20 protein-coding genes are annotated in these 19421 nt (G+C 62.9%); 8 read left to right on the top strand and 12 right to left on the bottom strand.

Translation table 11 applies throughout. From position 1 onward, the window contains the following. Positions 1–2 precede the first annotated feature (2 nt). From ugpC to gshB, 3 genes are all read left to right on the top strand, one after another. A complete protein-coding gene (ugpC, locus tag AZF01_RS00475) occupies positions 3–1082 on the top strand; it encodes a sn-glycerol-3-phosphate ABC transporter ATP-binding protein UgpC (protein WP_024708873.1) in 1080 nt (359 codons plus the stop codon). 10 nt (positions 1083–1092) lie between these two features. Beyond that, a complete protein-coding gene (locus AZF01_RS00470) occupies positions 1093–2097 on the top strand; it encodes an endonuclease/exonuclease/phosphatase family protein (RefSeq protein WP_024708874.1) in 1005 nt (334 codons plus the stop codon). A gap of 76 nt (positions 2098–2173) precedes the next feature. Further along, positions 2174–3121: a glutathione synthase gene (gene gshB, locus AZF01_RS00465; RefSeq protein ID WP_024708875.1), complete on the top strand. Its 948-nt coding sequence runs from the start codon at positions 2174–2176 to the stop codon at positions 3119–3121. 3 nt (positions 3122–3124) lie between these two features. Here gshB and AZF01_RS00460 read toward each other — a convergent pair whose 3' ends face one another. Continuing rightward, a complete protein-coding gene (locus AZF01_RS00460; protein ID WP_036237606.1) occupies positions 3125–3457 on the bottom strand; it encodes a TM2 domain-containing protein in 333 nt (110 codons plus the stop codon). 219 nt (positions 3458–3676) lie between these two features. On the opposite strand from AZF01_RS00460, the gene AZF01_RS00455 reads away from it, so the two are divergent. From AZF01_RS00455 to AZF01_RS00445, 3 genes are all read left to right on the top strand, one after another. Then, complete coding sequence (locus AZF01_RS00455) at positions 3677–5215, top strand: YifB family Mg chelatase-like AAA ATPase (RefSeq protein WP_024708877.1); 1539 nt, start codon at positions 3677–3679, stop codon at positions 5213–5215. A gap of 490 nt (positions 5216–5705) precedes the next feature. Beyond that, positions 5706–6743 carry a DUF2793 domain-containing protein gene (locus AZF01_RS00450; protein ID WP_024708878.1) on the top strand — a complete coding sequence of 346 codons (1038 nt, stop codon included), beginning with the start codon at positions 5706–5708 and terminating at the stop codon, positions 6741–6743. 67 nt (positions 6744–6810) lie between these two features. Next, positions 6811–7050, top strand: coding sequence for a hypothetical protein (locus tag AZF01_RS00445; protein ID WP_024708879.1), 240 nt, complete (start codon positions 6811–6813; stop codon positions 7048–7050). A gap of 9 nt (positions 7051–7059) precedes the next feature. On the opposite strand, the gene AZF01_RS00440 is transcribed toward AZF01_RS00445, so the two are convergent. From AZF01_RS00440 to AZF01_RS00395, 10 genes are all read right to left on the bottom strand, one after another. Further along, on the bottom strand, positions 7060–8400 hold the full coding sequence (locus AZF01_RS00440) for an MATE family efflux transporter (RefSeq protein WP_024708880.1): 1341 nt from the start codon (positions 8398–8400) through the stop codon (positions 7060–7062). 6 nt (positions 8401–8406) lie between these two features. Beyond that, positions 8407–8985: a peroxidase-related enzyme gene (locus AZF01_RS00435; protein WP_024708881.1), complete on the bottom strand. Its 579-nt coding sequence runs from the start codon at positions 8983–8985 to the stop codon at positions 8407–8409. 1 nt (position 8986) lies between these two features. Beyond that, entirely contained in the window at positions 8987–9469 is a 483-nt protein-coding gene (locus AZF01_RS00430; RefSeq protein ID WP_024708882.1) for a CMD domain-containing protein, read from the bottom strand. 12 nt (positions 9470–9481) lie between these two features. Next, entirely contained in the window at positions 9482–10075 is a 594-nt protein-coding gene (locus AZF01_RS00425) for a 2-hydroxychromene-2-carboxylate isomerase (RefSeq protein WP_024708883.1), read from the bottom strand. 11 nt (positions 10076–10086) lie between these two features. After that, a complete protein-coding gene (locus AZF01_RS00420; protein WP_036237594.1) occupies positions 10087–11532 on the bottom strand; it encodes an NAD(P)-binding domain-containing protein in 1446 nt (481 codons plus the stop codon). A 20-nt stretch (positions 11533–11552) separates the two neighbouring features. After that, entirely contained in the window at positions 11553–12623 is a 1071-nt protein-coding gene (locus AZF01_RS00415) for an ABC transporter ATP-binding protein (RefSeq protein WP_024708884.1), read from the bottom strand. A 1-nt stretch (position 12624) separates the two neighbouring features. Then, positions 12625–13416, bottom strand: a complete 792-nt coding sequence (locus tag AZF01_RS00410) for an ABC transporter permease (RefSeq protein ID WP_024708885.1) — start codon at positions 13414–13416, stop codon at positions 12625–12627. A 10-nt stretch (positions 13417–13426) separates the two neighbouring features. Beyond that, positions 13427–14410 carry an ABC transporter permease gene (locus tag AZF01_RS00405; RefSeq protein ID WP_024708886.1) on the bottom strand — a complete coding sequence of 328 codons (984 nt, stop codon included), beginning with the start codon at positions 14408–14410 and terminating at the stop codon, positions 13427–13429. An 82-nt stretch (positions 14411–14492) separates the two neighbouring features. Further along, on the bottom strand, positions 14493–15593 hold the full coding sequence (locus tag AZF01_RS00400) for an extracellular solute-binding protein (RefSeq protein WP_024708887.1): 1101 nt from the start codon (positions 15591–15593) through the stop codon (positions 14493–14495). Positions 15594–15664: 71 nt separating this feature from the next. Beyond that, positions 15665–16408 (bottom strand): aspartate/glutamate racemase family protein, encoded by a 744-nt coding sequence (locus tag AZF01_RS00395; protein ID WP_024708888.1) that lies wholly within the window; start codon positions 16406–16408, stop codon positions 15665–15667. A gap of 399 nt (positions 16409–16807) precedes the next feature. Between AZF01_RS00395 and AZF01_RS00390 the strand changes: the two genes are divergently transcribed. Next, positions 16808–17269, top strand: a complete 462-nt coding sequence (locus AZF01_RS00390) for an Lrp/AsnC family transcriptional regulator (protein WP_024708889.1) — start codon at positions 16808–16810, stop codon at positions 17267–17269. A 22-nt stretch (positions 17270–17291) separates the two neighbouring features. Then, entirely contained in the window at positions 17292–18368 is a 1077-nt protein-coding gene (locus AZF01_RS00385) for an NAD/NADP-dependent octopine/nopaline dehydrogenase family protein (protein ID WP_024708890.1), read from the top strand. A 24-nt stretch (positions 18369–18392) separates the two neighbouring features. Here the strand turns inward: AZF01_RS00385 and AZF01_RS00380 are convergent, their stop codons facing one another. Continuing rightward, entirely contained in the window at positions 18393–19409 is a 1017-nt protein-coding gene (locus tag AZF01_RS00380; RefSeq protein ID WP_152534570.1) for a hypothetical protein, read from the bottom strand. Between the last annotated feature and the right edge of the window lie 12 nt (positions 19410–19421).

Raw genomic sequence — 19421 nt, 5'->3', positions numbered from 1 at the left:
AAATGGCTGCAATCGAAATCTCCAGGGTTTCCAAGATCTATTCCGGCGACGCCCGCGCGGTCGACAATGTCGATATCCACATAGAGGACGGCGAGTTCATCGTCCTTGTCGGCCCGTCGGGCTGCGGCAAGTCCACGCTTCTGCGCATGGTCGCCGGCCTCGAAGCGATCACCGAGGGCGAGGTGAAGATCGGCGGAAACGTGGTCAACAGGAAGGACCCGGCCGAGCGCGACATCGCCATGGTTTTCCAGAACTACGCGCTCTATCCGCACATGACGGTCTACAACAACCTGGCCTATGGCCTGAAGAACCGGGGCACGCCGAAGGCCGAGATCACGGCGCGCGTTAAGGAGGCCGCCCGCATGCTGGAGCTTGAGCCCTATCTGGAGCGCAAGCCCCGCGCGCTTTCCGGCGGCCAGCGCCAGCGCGTCGCCATGGGCCGGGCGATCGTGCGCAAGCCCGCTGCCTTCCTCTTCGACGAGCCGTTGTCGAACCTTGACGCCAAGCTCCGCGTTTCCATGCGCGGCGAGATCAAGCATCTGCAGAAGCGCCTCGGCACCACCTCCATCTATGTCACCCACGACCAGCTCGAGGCGATGACGCTCGCCGACCGGCTGGTGGTGCTGAATGCAGGCCGCATCGAGCAGATCGGCACGCCGCTCGACGTCTACCACAAGCCGGCCTCGACCTTCATCGCCAATTTCATCGGCTCGCCGGCCATGAACCTCGTTTCCGGCGAACGGAACGGCGACCGTCTGGCGATCGGCTACAATGTGCTGACCATGACGCGCGACCTGCCGGTTTCCGGCGCGCTCACCGTCGGCATCCGCGCAGAGGACCTGCAGGTCGCCGAGGATCCGACCGCGCACACGATCACCGCAAAGCTCGATTATGTGGAGGAATTGGGCGCGACGCGGCTTGCCCATTGCCTGATCGGCGAGCAGCGGCTAACTGCCGCCCTTTCGCCCGCCATTCCGCTTGCAGACGAGATGCGCTTTTCGATTGATCCGGCAAAGCTGCATTTCTATGATCGGGAAACCGGCAAGCGCATCCATTCCCGGAACGTGTCCGTTGAGGCCTGAAGCATCGCAAATGCCGGAACTCTTCACCGATTGCGTCCACGCCCTTGATGCCCCCGGACGCGCCGAACGCGCGCGCATTATGGGCCTTGAGAAATCAGCGCATGTTCATGATCGATACCGCCAGGAACTCGCCTGCCTGCAGACGGTCGAGACCGGTGAGCGCAGCTCCGCGAAGGGCCCGCTCGCCTTCCCCTTCCAGGCCGCCGCCTGGAACCTGCAGCGCGGGCTCTTTCCCGAAAAAAGCGCGCGCAAGCTGGCTGACGAAGGTGCGGCCCTGGCCATGCTCTCGGAGATGGATAATGGCATGGCGCGGACCGCGCAGCGCCATCCGACCGCCGAGATCGCCGCCGCCCTCGAAATGGCCTATGCCTATGGGGTCGAGTTCCTGGAGCTCGGCCTCGGAAACGAGGCCGAACGGCCCTATTGCACGGATGATTTCAACGCGAAGGGCTTTCACGGCAATGCGCTTCTGGCCCGAACGCCGCTAGAGTCCCCTTTCATGCTGCCACTCTCCGGGCCGCCGATCTGGTTTTCCGACGACAATGACCAGCCGCGCATCGGCGCGCGCATGGCGATCGGCGCGAAGATCGAGACCACCGAAGGCCCGATCGTCGCGATTTCCACGCATCTGGAAAGTCATGGCGACGTTGCGCTTCGCGAACGCCAGATGGCCGACATCTTCGATCTGGTCGACTGGCACTTTTCCGGAATGCCCGTGCTGATCGGCGGCGATCTCAACACCGGCAACCGGACCGGCGGCGACCCGGACGCGGAAACCCTGTTCGATCTGGCGCGCGACAGGGGCTATCAGCGCCATGGCGGCCCGAAAGACAGGATCACCACGCGCCCGAGCCTGATTTCCGGAACGGATCCCCAGCCGATGAAGCTCGACTGGTTCTTGTCGCGCGGCCTTCAGATTGCCGAGAGCCGCGTGATGGATGCGCTCGATGACGAAGGCACGCCGCTTTCGGATCACGATCTGCTGATGTGCACGGTCTCGGGCATCCTCGCCTGACTGAAGGCGATTGCCAAGCGCGCACGCGGTGACTACATATCGAGGCGCTTCAAACCAGACCGGGGGCTCCAGTTTCATGGCCGCAATCAAAAAAGTCGCCGTCCAGATGGACCATATCTCCACCGTGAAGATTGCAGGCGATTCGACCTTCGCCATGTCGCTGGAGGCGCAAAACCGCGGCTATGAACTCTACCATTATACGCCCGACCGGCTGACGCTGAGGGATGGCAAGGTGATCGCCGCGGTGGAACCGATGACGCTTCGCGATGTCGAGGGCGATCATTATACGCTGGGTCCCGCCGAGCGCACCGAACTTTCGACCATGGATGTGGTGCTGCTGCGCCAGGACCCGCCCTTCGACATGGCCTATATCACCTCGACCCACATGCTGGAGCGCATCCACCCGAAGACGCTGGTGGTCAACGATCCCGCCTGGGTGCGCAATTCGCCGGAGAAGATCTTCGTCACCGAATTTGCCGACCTGATGCCGCCGACGCTGATCACCAAGGATGTCGGCGAGATCGCGCGGTTCCGCGAGGAAATGGGCGACATCATCCTGAAGCCGCTTTACGGCAATGGCGGCGCCGGCGTGTTCCATTCCACCCGTGACGACCGCAACTTCACCTCGCTTCTGGAAATGTTCGAGCAGATGTTCCGCGAGCCCTATATTGCCCAGGCCTATCTGCCGGCCGTGCGCAAGGGCGACAAGCGCATCATCCTCGTCGATGGCGAATTCGCCGGCGCGATCAACCGCGTGCCGGCAGAGACCGACAGCCGCTCCAACATGCATGTCGGCGGACGCGCCGAACCCTCCGAGCTGACGGCGCGCGAGGAAGAGATCTGCGCGCGCATCGGACCTTCGCTGAAGGAGCGCGGCTTCATTCTCGTCGGCATCGATGTGATCGGCGACTATATGACCGAAATCAACGTCACCTCCCCCACCGGTATTCGCGAAGTGAAGAAATTCGGCGGCGCCGATATCGCGAGCCTGATGTGGGACGCGATCGAGAAGAAGCGCGGCTGAGTTTTATTGCTTCTGAGAAACGAGTGCCTGCTGCGTGAGTGAATTGCGCAACGCGCTCTTCTGGGCGTCGATCATGCCCGAGATCAGGAACAGGTCGACCAGCCACCAGATGCCGAAGACGGCAAGAAACACAAGACCGATGATGAAGACGGCTGTCAGCCAGCCGACGACATTCAGAAGCAGCATGGCGATCGCTGATCCTGGCCGGCCGAGATAGAACCGGTGCGCGCCGGCCCAGCCGACAAAGAACCACAGAAGATAGGCCGCCGCCGGCGATTTCGCGCCATTTGTCACCCGCTGCTCGATCAGGATCTGTTCTTCCGTCGTCAGTCCCATGCCATTCTCCGCCATTCTGCTTCGGCAAACCTATTCCGTTTGTTTACGGGGGCGGCAACGCGAATGTCCATCCCGCAGGCTCCAATGCACGGGTGAATGAAAAGAAGTTCATCTTTTGTTCTTGCGTATCGGCGCGCATTGTGGAATCCTTGCAACCACTGGGTTTGATGAAACGCTGTTCTTGAGGGGACGCCGGGCGGGGCCGGCGCGGGGCTTCACATGGTATCCAGGGTTCAAACAGTTGCATTTCAGGGGATTGAGGGCGTTCCGGTCGATGTTCAGGTGATGGTCGCGCCGGGCAAGATCGGCATGCAGATCGTCGGTCTGCCGGACAAGGCCGTTGCCGAAAGCCGCGAACGGGTGCAGGCCGCGCTGCATGCCACGGGCCTTGCCTTGCCGGCCAAACGCGTGACGGTCAATCTTGCGCCCGCCGACCTGCCGAAGGAGGGCTCGCATTTCGATCTCGCCATAGCACTGGGCTTGATGGCCGCGCTCGGCGCGGTTCCGGCCGATGCGCTGGCGGGCTACGTGGTCATCGGCGAACTCAATCTCGACGGCACGATCGCCGCCGTGGCCGGCGCGCTGCCGGCGGCGATGACCGCCAATGCCATGGACAAGGGCCTGATCTGCCCGGCCGACTGCGGGCCGGAAGCGGCATGGGCCGGCGCCGATATCGATGTCCTCGCGCCCAAAAGCCTGATTGCGATCGCCAATCATTTCAAGGGAACCCAGGTGCTCTCCAGCCCCGTCCCCGCCGTGCGCGCCGCAGCGCACGACCTGCCCGACCTTTCGGAGATTAAAGGGCAGGAAAGCGCCAAGCGCGCGCTGGAGGTGGCGGCCGCAGGCGGCCACAACCTTTTGATGGTCGGCCCGCCGGGCGCCGGAAAATCGATGCTGGCCGCGCGCCTCCCCTCCATCCTGCCGCCGCTCCTGCCGCAGGAACTGCTGGACATGTCGATGGTGCATTCGATTGCCGGCAAGCTTGCCGGCGGGCGGCTTTCCGACCGGCGGCCCTTCCGCGCGCCGCATCATTCCGCCAGCATGGCCTCGCTTGTCGGCGGCGGCATCAAGGCAAGGCCCGGCGAGGCGTCGCTTGCCCATCACGGCGTTTTGTTTCTGGATGAACTGCCGGAATTTTCGCCGCAGGTGCTCGATGCGCTGCGCCAGCCGCTGGAAAATGGTGAGTGCGTGATCGCCCGCGCCAATCATCGCGTCTCCTATCCCGCCGCTTTCCAGCTTGTCGCCGCCATGAACCCATGCCGCTGCGGCATGGCCGGGGAACCGGGCCACAGCTGCGCGCGCGGGCCGCGCTGCGCAAGCGAGTACCAGGCGCGCATTTCCGGGCCGCTGATGGACCGGATCGACATCCGCATCGACGTGCCGGCCGTCTCCGCCATCGATCTCATCGGCGCAAGCGCCACCGGCGAGACGAGCGCCGCCATCGCCCGCCGCGTTGCCCGCGCCCGCGAGGCCCAGCGCGAACGCTTCGCAGGCCTTGGAGAAAGCGCGTCCACCGTCAACGCCCGCGCATCGGCCAATCTGATCGAGACGCTTGCGGAACCCGATGCCGCAGGCCTCGCGCTCTTGCGGGAAGCGGCGGAAAAGATGCGGTTTTCGGCGCGCGGCTATCATCGCATTCTGAAGGTCGCCCGCACGATCGCCGATCTCGACGGCAAGGCGACGGTCGGCAGGGTCCATATCGGCGAGGCCATCGCCTACCGGGTCTCGGCGACCGAGCGGATCGTCACGGCGGCTTAGCGCATCGACCCGAAAAACCGGAATCGATTTTCGGAAAGAACGATGCGTGGATCCAACAGGTTGGAGCGCCCTTTGTGCCTCCGAACGGACGACGGCGTTCCAAGCGGCCTGCACCGAAGAGGGGTCGTCGACTACCGATTGAAATCCGCGTCCGGCGAGGGAGGGGTTCGCTGCAGGGCGGAGAGATCCATGATGAAGCGCCGGACGGACCAGGACGGCGAAGCGAAAGCCCCTGTCCGCAGGCAGCCGGGCGCGGCAATCCGGCGGGCGGAGGGAGCCCCTGCATTTGCGCGCCGGCCCTGTCTGTCCTTTTAGGCCTCGCAGCCCTGCTGATGCCAGCGCGGGCGCGCGATCATTGAGAAACACTCCTGAAGCACCTTTCTCCGGGCATGCGGGCGCGGCTCCGTCGCGGCCCACCCTTTTCCCCGTCGCTTCCGGCAGGGCTAGGCTTGACGCATCAGGTCCAGCGACCAAGCAAAGGAAGTTTCTCATGTCGGATCAGACGACCAGGCTCGGCCTCCCCTTCATTCTGCCCGCCCAGGCGCAAAAGCACGTCACCCATAACGAGGCGCTGCAGCGACTCGATGCGATCGTTCATCTCGCCATTTCCGGCGAGAGCAACACCCCGCCTTCGAGCCCGGAGGACGGCGCATGCCATCTGGTCGCGGCAAGCCCGACCGGCGAATGGGCGGGCCATGCCGGCGCGCTTGCGCTGTTTCAGGATGGCTACTGGCAGTTCATCGCGCCGGTTGCCGGATGGTCGGCCTGGTTCGTGTCGGAAAACGCGGTTCGCGTGTTTGACGGCAGCGCCTGGACTTCCCCGCCGCCCGGTCCGGACCTTGAGCTTGCCACGCTCGGCATCAACGCCACGGCCGACCCCACAAACCGGCTTTCGGTTTCAGCCCCTGCAACCCTTCTCAACAATGCCGGCAGCGGGCATCAGTTGAAGATCAACAAGGCAACGGCCGGCGACACGGCATCCCTGCTCTACCAGACCGGCTGGTCGGGCCGCGCGGAGATGGGGCTTTCCGGTTCCGACAGTTTCGCCATCAAGACAAGCCCCGACGGCGCAAGCTGGCACGAGGCTCTCAGGATCACCCCGGCGGGCGCGGTCACCATGCCGTCGCGGCCGTTGGCCCGCGCCGCAGCACCAGCCGGTTCGGCGCTGATTGCCGGTCCCGCGAACCGCGGCTTCGGCACGCTTCATGTCGGCGAAGGCGGGTTTTCGCTGGGCGCGGCCGTGACGGGCGGCGGCAACCGACTGGTCTTTCCGGCTAGCGGCTATTACGCCGTGAGCCTCACCGTCTCGGCCACCGCCGCAGCGAGCTACTGGGTGGCGCTGGAAAAGAACGGTTCGGAAAACTGCGTGACCCTCAGCGGCATAGCGACCGGCGGGACCCCGCTGACCCACTCTGCCTCCGCCATCTGCTATTTCTCGGCCGGCGACTATGCCCGCCTCGCCTTTTCCGGCACGGCCACATACCAGTTCGGCTACGGCGCAACGGAAATGATGGCCATGCTTCTTTGAAGCCGGCTTGCCATGGGCTGCTCTTCCCCGCTATGCCTTTGAAGACAACAAACCTCGGAGGCGGCCCATGGCAGGCAAGATCGACTGGCGCGAGAGCTTCAATCTCAAACACCCATCGCTGAAACCGCTCTGGGTCCGCGTCACGGCCGTCGCGCTTTGCGGCGGCTGGGCGGTCGCCGAGATCTTCATCGGCTCGCCCTTCTGGTCGATCCTGTTCGGGGCGGCGGCTGCCTATATGGCCTATGTGTTCTTCATTTCGCCCGAGCGCGTCTATTTCAACAGCCGCGACGACAAGCCGGAAGAATAGGATCGAAACTCAGTGCGGGTAATTGCCGGAAAAGGTCCTGTCCGCCAGTTTCGGCAGCATGAAGCGGAAGGCGACCGAGCGCACGCCCTGAAACAGGAGCATGGCGATCCACAGTCCGTGATTGCCGAAGAGCGGCTGCAGCACGGCCCAGGCGGCAAAATAGCAGGCCAGAGAAAAAAGCATCAGCGTGCGCATTTCGCGTGACCACGTGGCGCCGATGAAGACCCCGTCCATCTGGAAGGCGATGACCCCGACCAGCGGCATGATCGCCGCATAGGGCAGATAGACATGCGCCAGCGTCTGTGTCTCGGCGATCGGCGCGATCAGCGCCACCACATAAGGCCCGGAGATGAAGAAGGCCGCGGACACGAAAACGGCCATCGCCACGCCCCAGAGCGTCGTCAGCCGGATCACGCGGTCGAAGGCCGGGCGGTAGAAGGCGCCGACGGCGCGGCCCGCAAGCTGTTCGGCCGCGGTGGCAAAACCATCGAGAAAGGCGACGCCGAAGAAATAGTAGCGCAGCAGCACCGTGTTGGCGGCGAGCACATCAATGCCCAGAACGCCCGATTGCCGGGTGAAGAAGGAAAGCCCGATCAGAAGCGCAAAGGAACGGATCATCATGTCGCGATTGACCGAGAAAAGCCGCTTGACGGTGGAAAGATCCGGCACTTCCCATTTGTGCCGGTCCGTGCGCCGCAGGATCAGGATGACGCCGGCAATCGCCGTAACGCCCTCGGCAACCAGGCTTGCCGCCCCCGCGCCGGCGAGACCGTAATTCAGCCACAGCACCCAGAAGAAGGCGAAGAACAGGTTGAGCGCGTTAAGCGCAACCTGCAGCAAAAGCGCCGTCACCGCCTCGCCCCTGCCGATGACCCATCCGAAGACGACGAAATTGAACAGCGCAAAGGGCGCCGACCACACCCGCCATGCATAATAGGTCCAGGCCGCCTCCCCCACGGCCCCGTCGGCGCCGAGCACGTAAAGGCCGAGCCGGCCGATCGGCACATGCAGGAGCATGATCAACAGACCGGAGCCGACGGCAATCAGGATGCCGCCGAGCAGCATGCGCTGTTCGGCGCGACGATCTTCCGCGCCGACGGCCTGCGCCGTGAAGCCGGTGGTGGCGCCGCGCAGGAAGTTGAACGTGGTGAACAGGACATCGAAAATCACCGCCGCCAGCGCCACGCCGCCGATCAGCACTTCGTCGCGCAATTGCCCGACCACGCCGGTCGCCGCAAGGCTCACCAGAGGGGTGGAAAAATGCGCGATCATCATCGGCAGTGCGATGGTGAGCACCTGCCGGTGCGTCACCGAAAAGGGGCGCGGAACGCGGCCGGCGGTGGTTTCCAAAATGACCTAGTCCTTGATGTGCGGCTCGCCCAGCGTGTGCATCAGCCGGTTGGCCCAGCCGAAAACGGCGATTGCGTGGATTAGGTCGAGGATCTCCAGGTCGTCAAGGCCGGCCTCGCGCAAATGGTAGAACTGGTAGACCCCGACATTGTCCGGGTGCGCTGTCAGATCGACGCCGAAATTGAACAACGCCTGATCATAGTCAGGCAGGTCCGCCTCAAGCCCCTTCTCGTAGATCGCCTCGATCACTTCGGGACGCTTTTCCAGCTGGATATGGCGGTTAGCGTGCACGGCGGCGCAATAGACGCACTTGTTGACGAAGGAAGCCGCCAGCGCGCCCATCTCCCGGCCGGCGCGCGAAAGCCCCGCCTTGGAATACATGATGTCGTTGAAGAGCGGCGAGCGCTCCTTCAGCGTTTCCGGCTCCTGCGCCAGCACCAGAACATAGTCGGAAACCTTGGTGTTGGACGGCGTGATCTGCAACGCCTCGCGCTGTTCGTCGGTCGCGGCGTCAAGGTCGACGGGTTTCACATAGGGGCGCCAGTCAAGCGGCTTCAGGGTGAAGTCGTGAACGGGTTCGGACATGTCAGTGGTCCCTCAGCATCTTCAGCCCGGCGACGACCAGGATCTGGTAATTGACGAAAGCCGTCAGGCTTGCCAGCGTCACGATGTCCCGGTCATCAAGGCCGGCGGCATAGAGTTTTTCCACATCGGCGCGGGTCGCCTCCTTCGGCGTCAGCGTCACCTTGTCGACCCGCTCGAGGATGGCATCGAGCTTCGCATCCGCTTCCCCCGGGCGAAAGCCGGTATCGAGGATCGCGTCATAGGCGCTTTCGCCATAGCTCTTGAGCAGGTCGCGGTAATGCGTCTCAAGCTCGGCGGCCTTCCAGAGCCCGCACATGCGCGCGGCAAGGGCGGCACGGAAGGCATAGCTGAAATTACCCGGGTCCTTCGGCGCCAGCGCCGCCTCGTAGCTTGCCTGCGTCTTCTGTTTCAACAGTTCGCGCCGGTTTCTGAGCGCGATCATGTCGGCGTCCTCGCCGAGCACCTTGTCGATCACATCGACCATTGAAGTCTCCCTTCAGTCTTCCGACAGCGCTTCATCGAGGAAGTCAAGCCGGTCCTGCCCCCAGTAGAGCACGTCCTCGTAAATCCAGGTCGGCGTGCCGAACACGCCGCGCGCGGTCGCCTCGGCATGGCTGTCATGCCAGGCCCGGACGATCTCCGGTTCCTCTTCCATCGCCTGCAGCGCCTTGCCGTCAAGGCCGATGCGGTTGGCAACGTCGATGCGCACCGCAGGCAGGGTCACGTCCAGTTCCTCGCTCCACAGCGCGTGCAGCAGTGCGTGGGAAAGCTCAAGCGCCGGCAGCCCCTCGCGATCGGCGGCAATCACCATGCGGGCGGAAAACTCGTTATTGGTCGGATAATGGGCGGGCTTCAGCACCAGCGGCATGTTGAGCCGCTTCCTCCACCGGTCAAGCTCCACGGCGTGGTAATCCTGGCGCGGCTGTGGCCGCGAGCGCAGCGGCACGCCGCCATTGTCGGGCACGATCCGGGTCGGGCGGACGACGACATCGAGGTCGTGCTTTTCGATCAAGGCCTTGAACTGCGGCCAGCCGAGATAGGCCCAGGGGGAAGAAAGCGCGTGATAGTAGTAGACGGTCTTCTTGGTCATGGTCTTGTCCTTCAGGCCCGCTCGGCGGCCACGGCGTCGGCATCGATCCATTCCGTGCCGTCGAGTTCAGGCTTTTCATAGGCCAGCAGATCTTCCCAGTGCTGATCCAGATCCTTGCGGAACAGGCTGGAGGCAACCCCGCGGGCAAGCCAGAGCGCGCCTTCGCTGATCGCCGGAATGTCACCCGAAACCTTGCCGAGGCTCATGGCCGAGCTGTAGTTGAAGCTGTGGATGTCCGCGAGAAAGGGCGCTGCGCCTTCCTTCTTTTCCGAAAAGGAGAAATCGGGGTTGAGCCAGGGAAAACGCCCGAGACCGGGGTTCTGTTCTTCCGGCGGCGGCGTGTAGCGGTCTTCCCAGCAGGCGATCTCGGCGTTGAAGGGCTCAAATTCCGGCCGCGCCATCGGGTCGACGGTGAAGCCCGTCCCCAGGATCAGGAAATCGCAGCGGAATTCGCGTCCCGTCACCGTGGTGATCACGACCTCCGCGCCATCCTGTTCGACCCTGGCGATGCCGCAGTTGAAATGGAAATAGGCATTGTCGTGGCGGCTGACGCGCAGGGTCGAACCGTGTGGGGCCGGCGTCTGCTGCTTGTCGCCATAGTCCATGATGCGCCAGCGCCATTCGGGAGACAGATCCGGCAGGCCCGCCGTCACGCCATAGGAACCGATGCCCATCAGCTTGTTGATCGTCGGCATCTCCTTGCGCCGCGCCAGAAGCCTGACTTCCGCAGCACCATGTTCCAGAGCCTCGGCAGCGTTGTCGACGGCGGACGCGCCGACACCGATAACGACGACGCGCTTGCCTTTCCATTTGTCGAAATCGATCTCGTCGGCGGAATGCGCCCAGCTTTCGCGCGGCAGGCCGGAGACGAAGCCCGGAACCGTGCCCTTGCCGAGCCCGTCGCGGCCCGTCGCCCAGATCAGCTTGCGGGTGATGATGGTTTCGCCGTCGGCCATCTTGAGGGCCAGAAGACCGTCTTCGCGCGGGATCACGCGCTCGACCTTCATGCCGTTTTCAACCGGCGCGCCGGTCACCTTGCGGTACCAGACGAGGTAATCCTGCCACATCGGCCGGGGAATACGGTAGAGTTCGTCCCAGGCCTTTGTGCCGAATTGCGCGCGATACCAGGCCTGGAAGGTGAGCGAGGGAATGCCGAGCGCAGGGCCGAGCAGGTTTTTCGGCGAGCGCAGCGTTTCCATGCGCGCATAGGTGAGCCAGGGACCTTCCTTGCCTTCGGGCGCCATGTCGATGATGCGGGTATTGTGCATGCCCTGGCGCTTCAATTGCAGCCATGCGGCAAGCCCGCACATGCCGGCGCCGACGATGACGATGTCGCTCACCGGCGTGCCGTCGACCGGGCCAACCGGCTTGACCCAGTTGGCGGAAGGAAAGTTCAGATAATCGAGATCCTGACGAACCCGGTCATTCAGCGCTTCAAGCGCCTTTTCATTGGTCATGTCTTCAGTCCTTCAGAGCATCAGTCAGCAAGCACGACGGCGTCTTCCTCGCGCCAGCCGATCCAGACATCGTCGCCCTCCAGATGCGCGAGCGCCACCGGATCAAGCTGGGCCACAAGCGACTGGCCCTCGTTGAGCCCGACGGTGAGCGCGGTGAAATTGCCCTTGAACAGCCGGTTTGTGATCCTGCCCGGCAGCGCGATCCTGCGGTCCGGCTCGCGGCTGACCGCATAGATCGCTTCGGGTCTCAGCGCCACGGTGACATGGCTTCCGACCTTTGCGGCGGGGCCGGTGAGCGTGGCGTGGATGATATGGCCGCACCAGTCGAGCGTGGCGATATTGCCGTCGACCGACTGAACCACGGCATCAAGAAAGTTCGATTCGCCGATGAAGGTGGCGACGAAACGGTTGACAGGGCGGGCATAAAGCGTGTGGGGATCGCCCATCTGCTCCACCCTGCCATTGTTCATCACGACGATGACATCCGACATGGTCAGCGCCTCTTCCTGGTCATGGGTGACGAAGAGGAAGGTCTTGCCGGTCTTTTCCTGAATGCTCTTCAGTTCGATCTGCATCTGGTGGCGGAGCTTCGCGTCGAGCGCGGAAAGCGGTTCGTCGAGCAGCAGCACGTCCGGATCGGGCGCGAGCGCGCGCATCAGCGCCACGCGCTGGCGCTGGCCGCCGGAAAGCTGATCGGGCATGCGGTCGGCATAGTCCTGCAGCTCGACCAGCGCCAGAAGTTCCATCACCCGGGCGTGGATCTTCTCTGACGGCATGCCCTTCAACTCGAGCCCGAAGGCGATGTTGCGGCCAACCGTCAGGTGCGGAAACAGCGCATAGTCCTGGAACACGATATTGACATTGCGCCGGTGCGGCGGCAGGTGCGTCACATCCTTGCCGTCGAGCAGGATGGAACCGGAGGACGGGTCCTCGAAGCCGCCCAGCATACGCAGCGAGGTCGATTTTCCGCAGCCCGAAGGCCCGAGAAGGGTGACGAACCTGCCGCGCTCGATCTGAAGGTCGAGATTGTTCACGGCGAGCGCTTTGCCGTAATATTTGTTGACGTTCTTGAAGTGGACGAGCGGTTGCATTTCAGTTCCTTGAACGGCGGACGCGGCGTTCGGCATAAAGCCCGACGGCGCCGGTGGCGATGAGGACGAGTGTTGCCATGGCGTTGATCTCCGGCGACATGCCGCCCGAAATCTTGGCGAAGATCAGCATCGGAAGGGTGGTCTGGTAGCCGCCGAGGAAGAAGGTGCGGACGAAATCGTCGATGCTCGTCAACGCGCAGAAGATCATGCCGCCGACCAGCGCCGGGCCGAGATAGGGCAGCGTGACGCGAAAGAAGGCGATGAAATTGTCTGCGCCCAGATCGCGCGCCGCATCGACAAGGCTCGACGGCATCGAGCGCAGCCTGGTCATTGCCATGATCACCACGAAGGGCACGGCATGCACCGTATGACCGAGGATGATGGCGAAGGTGCCGGTCGGAACGTCGATCGCGCGGATGAAGATGCGCATCGAGATTGCCTGGATCATGCCAGGGACGACGGCGGGCAGACAGGCGAGCGCGAAGATGACCGCCTTGCCCCAGATCGCCTCGTTGGAGGCAAGGAGCGCGATCCAGACGCCGATTGCGGTGGCCACGACGGTGACGACGAAGGCGATCATCAGCGAATAGCCGACGGCGCTCAGGAACTGTTCGTCCTGCACCACCTGGACATACCATTTCATCGTGAAGCTATCGATCGGGAACGAGATGAAGTTCGAATCCTTGAAGCTCATCGCCGTCATCAGCATCAGCGGCACGAAGAGATAGGCGACGAAGGCCCAGTAGAAGCCGGTGAGGAAAACGTTCTGGGGGTTTTTCATGTAAAAACGCATCGTCGGTCCCTCACATCAGCTTCACGTTGCGCCCGCCGACAACCCGCATGAACAGGCCGACCGTGGTGAGCGAGATCAACAGCATGATGATCGAGAAGGCAGCGCCCGCCGGCCATTTGTCGTTGGAGCCGTGGAACAGCTGGGCGATGATTTCCGGGAAGATCACCGTATTCGGCCCGCCGAGCAGAAGCGGCGCGGCGAAAACGCCAATGGACGTCAGGAACACCAGACTGCAGCCCGAGACGATGCCGTCGCGCGACAGCGGCAGGATCACCCGGCGGAAGCGCTGCAACGGGCCGGCGCCGAGATCGGCTGCGGCATCGAGCAGGCTGTTCGGGATCTTCTCGATCGAGGAATAGAGCGGCAGCAGCATGTAGAGGGCGATCAGGTAGACGACGCCGAAGCTCAGTGAGAAATAGGTGTAGAGCATCGGGATCGGCCGGTCGATAAACCCAAGTTCGCGCAGAAGCGCGTTGACGGCGCCGCGATTGGCCAGAAGCATGATGACCGAGAAGACGCGGATGATCTCGCCCGCCCAGAACGGCGTCAGCAGCAGCAAGAGCGCCTTGTTGCGCGAGGCGGGGCGGATGACCTTGCCGATATAATAGGCGACCGGATAGACCACGACGAGCGTTGACGCCGTCACCACCAGGGAGAAGACGAGGCTGCGCAGGAAGGGCACGAAATAGAGGCTCTCCTGGAAGAACAGCGCGTATTGCGAAAGCGTATAGACCGGCTCGTCGCCGTCCATCAGCGGATAGTTGGCAAGGAGCGAAATATTGCCCATCTGCAGGATCGGACCGATATTGAAGAAGGCGATCCAGGCGAGCGGAACGGCCAGCAGGACGACAAGCCGGGCGACGCGGTTTTCGGCAAGAAGACCGATCGTTCCGCGGTAGAACGGCGAGCGGGCGACCTTGCCGATCCAGCTTGAATAGCGCGCCCGTGACGTCTTCGCGCCCTGACCGCCACCGGCCAAAACATCATTGGTCATAGTCAGAAAATCCATAGATTACAAAGGCTACGGCGTAGCGCAGTCGACCGGGCGAAATGCTGCCGCCCGGCCGGGGCATTGATCAGGCCGCCTTGATTTCGGCAACGGCCCTGTCGATCATCTCGTTCTTCATGTCGCGGTTTTCTTCCGCGAAGAACTGGATGCGGGCGATCTGCTCTTCCGGCAGCGCAATCGCCGCGCGCTCGCGGTCGGTGAGCAGCTTGTCGACGCCGGCAAAGGCGCTGGCAAAGCCGGACTGGCGCGTCATCGCCGCGCCGACTTCCGGATTGGCGAGGAGCGCGGAGAAGAACGTGTAGGCAGCATCCACGTTCGGCGCATGGTTGACCAGGTTGAAGGAGTAGAGGAAGCCGTAGGTGCCCTCCTTCGGGATCGACAGTTCGATCGGGAAACCGTCCATGATCAGCTTGGCGGCCGGGCCGGACCAGGTCTGGGCGACATAGACGTCCTCATTGACCAGCATCTGCTGCACTTCGGCGCCGCCGTCATAGAACTTGCGGACCATGTCCTTGTGCTCGATGAGGAAATCGCGCGCCGCGTTGACCGCGGCCTGGGCTTCCTCAGGCTTGTCGACATAGGCGACGAAATCGCCGTCATAGCCCAGATATTTCATGGTGATGGAGACAAAGTCGGAGATGATGTAGGTGGTGAAGCCCTTGTATTCCGGATCGAACATCAGGCCCCAGCTATCGGAGGGCTTGGTGTAGTCGGTGTTGCGAACCATGCCTTCGAAACCGGCAAGCAGCGGCACGCCATAGACCTCGCCCTTGCGGACGAGCTGCGGCGCGCCCTTGTAGGGCCCCGCAAGATTGTCCCAGGTGGATATCCTGGCGGGATCGATCGGCTGCAGGAGATCGGAAGCCATGAACTGGCTGAGACGGTGACCGGCGACGGTGACGATATCGGTGGTCGGATCGGCGCCTTCGGCCGCGAGCAGGTTGTACTGCTTGCCCTGGTCGTCTGTCAGGCGGATGCGCACCTCGATGCCGGTATCCTTCTCGAACTGCTCGACGAAGCCCTCGGGGAGGAACTTGTCATAGGTCGTGATGTTGAGGACATTGCTCTGGGCATAGGCCGGACGGATGATGGACGGCGCGGCAATGAGCCCCGCGCTTGTCCCCATCATCTTCAGGGTCGTGCGCCGTGTCGGATTGCGAAGTGTCATTCTCGATCTCCTGGTTTGTCTGTCCCGCGTCCGGTCCCTCTCGGCCGGAGCGCGGGCTTTTCCTCGCCGACCTAGTGGACTGGAAGAGGACGGCTTTCTTTCCCCTCCGCTGAAAGCTCGTCTTCCAGGGAGAACCTGACCGCCGCCTCGGCATGAAGCAGCGTTGAATCGAAGCAGGGCAGGTCGAAATCCTCCGGACGGACCAGAAGACCGACCTCGGTGCAGCCGAAAATGATGCAGTCGGCGCCTCTCAGTTTCGCCCGCTCGGCGATCTCGACATAGCGTTCGCGCGATGCGCGGCTGATCACCCCGCAGCATATCTCCTCGAAGATCACGTCATGGACAGTTGTCCTGTCGACCTCTTCCGGAATGACCGGATCAAGGCCGAAACGGTCCCTGAGGTAGCCGACATAGAACGGCTTCTCCATCGTGTAGCGCGTGGCCAGAAGCAGAGGCCGGTCCAGGCCCTTCTTCTTCACCGCAGCGCCGGTCACTTCCGCAATGTGGATCAGCGGAATCTTGATCGCCGCCTGCACCTCGTCGGCGAGGATATGCATCGTATTGGTGCAGATCAGCACCATGGCGCAGCCGCATTGCTCCAGCTCGCGCGCGGCCGCGATCAGCGTTTCGGCCGCGAGGTCCCAGCGTCCGGCCTTCTGATGCGCGACAATCTCGGAGAAATTGACGGAGCGCAGGCAAAGATCCGCCGAAGCCAAGCCGTCGCCCATCAGGCGCCGGACCTCCTCGTTGATGTGCTTGTAATACACTGCGGTGCTCTCCCAGCTCATGCCGCCGATCAGACCTATCCTTTTCATTGTCTCATTCTCAATTCTGTTTCAGGTACGAACATAATCAGCGTAGCGAACCTGACAGAAGAGAGTTTTCTTATTTTTGCACGAACATGGGATTTAAAGAGATTCCATCCTACAAGAACATGCTGAATGCGGATATTTTATCCACCATGCGAACTTGACATGAATCCCATACTAGTGCACAAATTTTACTCAAAAGATACAATTTACCAAAACTTGGGCAAAGCATGCGGAATTTTCTGCATTTTGACAAGGGTCAACCTGCGAATTAAGCCATATCCGCAAGTCTATTTCGGCGTCATATTTTGTCGAAACGGAAGAGCAGACGAAAAATCCGTCTCGATTTTCAGTGAGTTCTGAGAATTTCGTCCCCTCTGCGGGACATCAGGGGAGCGTCAGGAAATGTTTGACCAGATCGACCGCAAGATCGTCGATATCCTGCAGCGCCAGGCAGACCGGACGGTGAGCGAGATCGCCGAGGAGGTCGGCCTTTCGCACACGCCCTGCTGGCGGCGGATCAAGCGCATGGAAGACCTCGGCTTCATCCGCGCGCGCGTTGCCCTCATCGACCGCAAGATGGCCAATATTCCGATGACCATCTTCATCGCCGTCAAGGCGCCGCGCCACGCCATCGAATGGTTCGATGAATTCCGCAAGCAGATCAGGGACATTCCCGAGGTGACCGAGGCCTACCGGCTGACCGGCGATACCGATTACCTGCTGAGAATTGTCGTTCCCGACATCGAGACCTATGACCAGGTCTACAAGAACCTGATTTCGCGGCTGGAATTCTCCGACATCAACTCCTCGATCGCGATGGAGGAACTGAAGTTCACCACGGCGCTGCCGACCAATTACATGTGAAGAGACAAAGGCTCGAAGACCCATGAAAATCGCAATTCTCGGCGCAGGCAACAACGCCTACGGCCTTGCCGCCTTCATCGCCGATGCCGGCCATGCGCCCGTGCTCTGGTCGCCGTCCGGCACAAGGGCCGTGGAACTTGCCGAGGGCACGGCGCTGACGGCCACGGGCGCGGTGGAATTCGAAGGCCCTGTCGGGGTCGCGCCCTCATGCGCGGATGCCGTCGGCAACGCCGATCTGGTGATGATCGCGATGCCGGTCAACGGCCACCGGTCAGCCATCGATGCCATGACGGACCATCTGAAGCCCGGCACGCCGGTGATCATTTCCTCCCACAGTTCCTTTGCCGCGCTCTATCTTTCGCGCGCGCTGAAAGAGGCCGGCAAGACCCTGCCGATCATCGCCTGGGGCACGACGCTTCTGACCGCGCGGAAAAACGGCGACAGCGCCGTCGTGGTCAACACCGTGCGCCAGAAGGTCGACATGGCAACCGTCCCCTTCAGCGCCATGGATGAAGGCCACGCGCTCTGCACCGAATTGTTCGGCGATCGTTTCGTCAGGCGCGACGGGCTGATGGCGATCGCGCTGTCCAACCTCAACCCGCAGAACCATCTCGGCATTGCGCTGATGAACCTGACGCGGATGGAAAAGGGCGAGACCTGGGGTCAGGGCGAGAACATCACCCCGGCCGTCGGCCGCTTCATCGAGGCGCTGGATGCCGAGCGGCTGGCGATCGCGGAGAAATTCGGGCTTCACGTGAAGACGGTGCGCGAGCACTTTTCGCTGTCCTTCCATGTCCCGCTCGCCTCAGTCTCGGAGATGAACCAGGAGATGCATGCGCAGGGCCGCGGCGGCTTCGGCCCCTCGACCATCGAGAGCCGCTATATTCTGGAGGATGTGCCCTTCGGCCTCGTTGCCACCAGCGCGCTCGGCCGCATGGCCGGCGCTCCGGCGACGCTGCACGAGGCCGGCACGGCGATCTTCTCGGCCGCCTATGGCCGTGATCTTGCCGCCGACAACGACCTTCTGCCCGCGCTCGGTTTTGCCAGCCTCGACAGGAAAGAGCTCGAGCGGCTTTGCCGGGACGGCTACGCCGGCTGAGCCGGTCGTCAAGGCTCCCGGGCGCTATTCGTCACAGCTCAGCGAATGGAAATAGTCGCCCCAGCTGTTGATGCGGATATCGAAATAGCGGCCGTCCTCGAACACCCGGCCGCCATCCCAGACGAGCGCGCCGTCCTTGGCGGTCCCGCGCATATAGACCACGCCATTATCCGTCATCAGGTCGACGAAGCGGCGCTGGCCGGACTCGATCCGACCGGAAACGGTGGTGAAATCGCCGCCGCCGCCAACCGGACGGTAGCGCAGGCTGTAGTCGATCGGCGCGTCGCAGCGATTGCTCAGGACGAATGTGATGGAAAGGTCAGGCGTCGCTTCGATGGCGCGGAAGAAGGGTGAACCGGCCCCGGTGACGACCCGGCCGATCGCCTCGATTTCGGCATTGCCGATATAACGTCCCGCACCCGGATAAAGATAGAGCCCGGTAATCCCGGAGGCCACGCGAATTGCCGCGCCGGAAGCCCCTTCCGGCAGAGCGCAGTTCATCGCCATGATGTCTCCCGGCGCGATGGAAAGCGCCGCGCAGGCCGATGTCGTCATCTGGCCGCCTGTCGCACGGTCGTAGAACCGGATCGTCAGAATGCCATCGTCGCCTTCCGTCTCCCGCCGGTCGAAAGCCGCCTCGTCGGTCTCGGCGCTGAAGGGCGGATGCTCGACAAGTTCGGCAGTCTCGACAATGGCGAGCTTGCCTTCGAAACGGTCAGACGGGCCGAAGGGCGCCCCGTCCACCGGCACGAACACGCGCCGGATGAAGCGCCGCGCGGTTGGAATATAGCCGTCATCGAGATCGACGCGCGGCATCACCTGCCGGTCGGCAAGCACCGCATCCGTTTCCGGATCGATGACGCAGGTAGCCGCTGTCAGCACGTGCCTGGGGCCGATCACGGTCGCGCTGCAGACGAGCTGGTCAACGCCGGTGACGATGGCGGCCATGGCCCGATCCGGCGCATCGCGCGCCTTGACCGGCTCCGCGACCGTTTGCGCCGAGGCGAAACCGGGCAGCGACAGAAGACCAAGAAAGAGCAAGGAAAAGATGAA

Source organism: Martelella sp. AD-3 (assembly GCF_001578105.1).
In the GTDB taxonomy this organism is placed as follows: Bacteria; Pseudomonadota; Alphaproteobacteria; order Rhizobiales; family Rhizobiaceae; genus Martelella.
Note: the sequence above shows the minus strand (reverse complement) of the source record. Positions and strands in the feature narration are given on the sequence as shown.

Bases quoted from the DNA above. Each gene is read 5' to 3' on its own strand.
- AZF01_RS00435 (WP_024708881.1), bottom strand. From the start codon at position 8,985: ATGTCCGAACCCGTTCACGACTTCACCCTGAAGCCGCTTGACTGGCGC.
- ugpC (WP_024708873.1), top strand. From the start codon at position 3: ATGGCTGCAATCGAAATCTCCAGGGTTTCCAAGATCTATTCCGGCGAC.
- AZF01_RS00395 (WP_024708888.1), bottom strand. From the start codon at position 16,408: ATGAAAAGGATAGGTCTGATCGGCGGCATGAGCTGGGAGAGCACCGCA.
- AZF01_RS00470 (WP_024708874.1), top strand. From the start codon at position 1,093: ATGCCGGAACTCTTCACCGATTGCGTCCACGCCCTTGATGCCCCCGGA.
- AZF01_RS00425 (WP_024708883.1), bottom strand. From the start codon at position 10,075: ATGACCAAGAAGACCGTCTACTACTATCACGCGCTTTCTTCCCCCTGG.
- AZF01_RS00455 (WP_024708877.1), top strand. From the start codon at position 3,677: ATGGTATCCAGGGTTCAAACAGTTGCATTTCAGGGGATTGAGGGCGTT.
- gshB (WP_024708875.1), top strand. From the start codon at position 2,174: ATGGCCGCAATCAAAAAAGTCGCCGTCCAGATGGACCATATCTCCACC.
- AZF01_RS00430 (WP_024708882.1), bottom strand. From the start codon at position 9,469: ATGGTCGATGTGATCGACAAGGTGCTCGGCGAGGACGCCGACATGATC.
- AZF01_RS00405 (WP_024708886.1), bottom strand. From the start codon at position 14,410: ATGACCAATGATGTTTTGGCCGGTGGCGGTCAGGGCGCGAAGACGTCA.
- AZF01_RS00390 (WP_024708889.1), top strand. From the start codon at position 16,808: ATGTTTGACCAGATCGACCGCAAGATCGTCGATATCCTGCAGCGCCAG.
- AZF01_RS00445 (WP_024708879.1), top strand. From the start codon at position 6,811: ATGGCAGGCAAGATCGACTGGCGCGAGAGCTTCAATCTCAAACACCCA.
- AZF01_RS00410 (WP_024708885.1), bottom strand. From the start codon at position 13,416: ATGCGTTTTTACATGAAAAACCCCCAGAACGTTTTCCTCACCGGCTTC.
- AZF01_RS00415 (WP_024708884.1), bottom strand. From the start codon at position 12,623: ATGCAACCGCTCGTCCACTTCAAGAACGTCAACAAATATTACGGCAAA.
- AZF01_RS00460 (WP_036237606.1), bottom strand. From the start codon at position 3,457: ATGGGACTGACGACGGAAGAACAGATCCTGATCGAGCAGCGGGTGACA.
- AZF01_RS00400 (WP_024708887.1), bottom strand. From the start codon at position 15,593: ATGACACTTCGCAATCCGACACGGCGCACGACCCTGAAGATGATGGGG.
- AZF01_RS00385 (WP_024708890.1), top strand. From the start codon at position 17,292: ATGAAAATCGCAATTCTCGGCGCAGGCAACAACGCCTACGGCCTTGCC.
- AZF01_RS00450 (WP_024708878.1), top strand. From the start codon at position 5,706: ATGTCGGATCAGACGACCAGGCTCGGCCTCCCCTTCATTCTGCCCGCC.
- AZF01_RS00420 (WP_036237594.1), bottom strand. From the start codon at position 11,532: ATGACCAATGAAAAGGCGCTTGAAGCGCTGAATGACCGGGTTCGTCAG.